Source organism: Alteromonas sp. AO-Serp, assembly GCF_017849675.1.
Lineage (GTDB): Bacteria > Pseudomonadota > Gammaproteobacteria > Enterobacterales > Alteromonadaceae > Alteromonas > Alteromonas macleodii.
Genome location: NZ_JAFLMX010000157.1, coordinates 1 through 2,253, shown reverse-complemented (window position 1 = coordinate 2,253; position 2,253 = coordinate 1). Strand labels below are relative to the sequence as shown.

Here is a 2,253-nt window from a genome sequence, read left to right as displayed (position 1 = left end):
AGCCCGGTAAAAGTAACAATCGCGCCGGTGTTGCCGCAGGCCTTCTCATCTGCCGACTGCTTTAGCCTAGCGTAAAGCTCTCCTTGGTCGAAATCTTCAACTTGAACTAGCGCGAACATAGCTAGCCCCCTGTCACAGGTGGAAATAGCGCCAGCTCATCACCGTCGCTAAGTACTGTTTGGAGATCGCAAAGCTCTTGATTACAGGCAGTAAGCACACTGCCCTCTAGTGCTAATGCCCACTTGTCACTACGTGTTTTAAGCTGCGATATTACGGTCTCAATAGTGCTGTTCTCGCTTATATGAAGCGCGATATTGTCCTCTCCCGTAATCTCTCGGGTTTGTGCGAATGTTTTTACCGTTACCTGCATGCTTTGCCTGTTATCTACGTTGTTAAGGTTGTTTTGTGCGCGCTAATTAATCTTGCCAAGCCTCTGAAATGGGTTGAGCCTAAAGTGCGTTGCTTTTTGAGTGCGTGTACGCTTTATGCACGTCATTGTCTAGCTCACTGGCCTTTCACTGGCCTTTGTGAAAACTAGGTGTCGGACCGCCAGTGGCCTGTCTTACCGCCTTTTTTTTCCAGTACCCGCACCCCTTCCATATGCATGCCAGGGTCGATGGCTTTGCACATATCAAACAAGGTTAATAGCGCCACATTTACACCCGTGAGCGCTTCCATTTCAACGCCGGTTTTACCGCTTAGCTTACAATAGCAGATGGCTTGAATTCGGTTTTGGTCGGCCTGAATGTCAAAGTTTATATCCACCTTTGACAATGCCAATGGGTGACAAAGAGGAATAAGATCGGCGCAGCGTTTCGCCCCTTGAATACCCGCTACACGGGCAACTGCAAATACATCACCTTTTGCAATTTTTGACTCAGAGATTTGGCGAATAACGTCTTCGCTTACGTATAAAAAACCTTCTGCTGTGGCTTCTCGCTTGGTAACGTCTTTGTTGCTAACGTCGACCATATTGGCTTCACCGCCAGCGTTTAAATGGCTAAAGGTACTCATGCTTCTACCAAATGCTTCACAAAGTTACACGGTCTAAAGTCGGCATCAAGTTGGCTAGAAATAATTTTTTCCCACGCCGTACGACACGCTCCTGTTGAACCTGGCAGGCAGAAAATAACCGTATTATTAGCAAAGCCCGCTACTGCGCGAGACTGAATGGTTGATGTACCAATCTCTTCATAGCTAATTTGGCGAAATAGCTCGCCAAAGCCGTCAACTTCTTTGTCGAACAATACACTGATGGCCTCTGGCGTTGAGTCGCGGTGGGTGAAACCTGTACCACCGGTAATTAATACGGCGTGAATGTTCTTATCGGCAATCCACTTCGACACCACGGCGCGCTGTTGATAAATATCGTCTTTCACCAAGTCGCGATCATAAAGGTTATGGCCAACCGAGGTAAGCGCCTCTTTCAAGTAGTCTCCCGACTTGTCGTTTTCGAGGGTGCGCGTATCTGAAATAGTGAGTACGGCAATATTAAGGGGTTGGCTGACAACTGACATATGAAATCCTAATTTGATATGCGACATTTTGGCGGTTTTTGATAAAGTACCAGCCAAAATACTATTTGGTAATCACTTTATAAGGGTGCATGCCATGAATTCAACAACTAAGTTGGCATAAACTATGTCTAAAAGCCTAACTAATCAGCAGGCTATGCGTTATAACCGCCACATTGTGCTTCCCAAAGTGGACCTAGACGGTCAAGAAGCGCTGCTAAACGCCAATATTTGTATCATTGGTATTGGCGGGCTTGGCACCGCGGCCGCCACTAACCTTTGCGCCAGTGGCGTGGGCTCTCTTACACTTATCGACCACGACACTGTTGAGGCCACCAACCTGCCAAGGCAAACCTTGTTTAGCGAACAAGATGTAGGAATAAGTAAAGTAGAGGCGGCTAAAGCGCGGCTCACTGCAATAAACAGTGACTGCGACATTACCGTAACGGCAGAACCGTTTTCGGCGCCCAGCTCTACTCAGCTTTCACCAGCATTAAAACAAGCCATAGAGCGAGCTGACGTTGTGCTAGATTGCACCGACAATACAGACTCACGAGATTTAATAAACCTATTTTGTTTTAAACTAAATACTCCGCTAGTATCGGGCGCAGCCATTCGCTTTGAAGGCCAGCTTTTCGTTGCTATACCCGGTGAGAGCCGCTGCTATGCATGCTTACGAACGCTATTTGAATCACCCGATTTAAGCTGTGTTGAGGCAGGTATATTCTCGCCAGTAGTA

Annotated in this window: 4 protein-coding genes; 1 reads left to right on the top strand and 3 read right to left on the bottom strand. The window is 47.2% G+C overall.

Annotated features, from left to right (window positions below; genetic code table 11):
- Window positions 1-121: 121 nt before the first annotated feature.
- The 3 genes from QVA83_RS11375 to moaB all read right to left on the bottom strand — a co-directional run bounded on the left by QVA83_RS11375 (window position 122) and on the right by moaB (window position 1,517).
- Window positions 122-370: a MoaD/ThiS family protein gene (locus QVA83_RS11375; RefSeq protein ID WP_014949773.1), complete on the bottom strand. Its 249-nt coding sequence runs from the start codon at window positions 368-370 to the stop codon at window positions 122-124.
- A 164-nt stretch (window positions 371-534) separates the two neighbouring features.
- Window positions 535-1,014, bottom strand: a complete 480-nt coding sequence (moaC, locus tag QVA83_RS11370; protein ID WP_156078473.1) for a cyclic pyranopterin monophosphate synthase MoaC — start codon at window positions 1,012-1,014, stop codon at window positions 535-537.
- Window positions 1,011-1,517, bottom strand: a complete 507-nt coding sequence (moaB, locus tag QVA83_RS11365; protein WP_014949775.1) for a molybdenum cofactor biosynthesis protein B — start codon at window positions 1,515-1,517, stop codon at window positions 1,011-1,013. The genes moaC and moaB overlap by 4 nt, the downstream gene beginning before the upstream one ends.
- Window positions 1,518-1,641: 124 nt before the next feature.
- On the opposite strand from moaB, the gene QVA83_RS11360 reads away from it, so the two are divergent.
- Window positions 1,642-2,253 (top strand): HesA/MoeB/ThiF family protein (locus QVA83_RS11360; protein ID WP_287498474.1); only part of this gene is annotated, 612 nt, incomplete at its 3' end.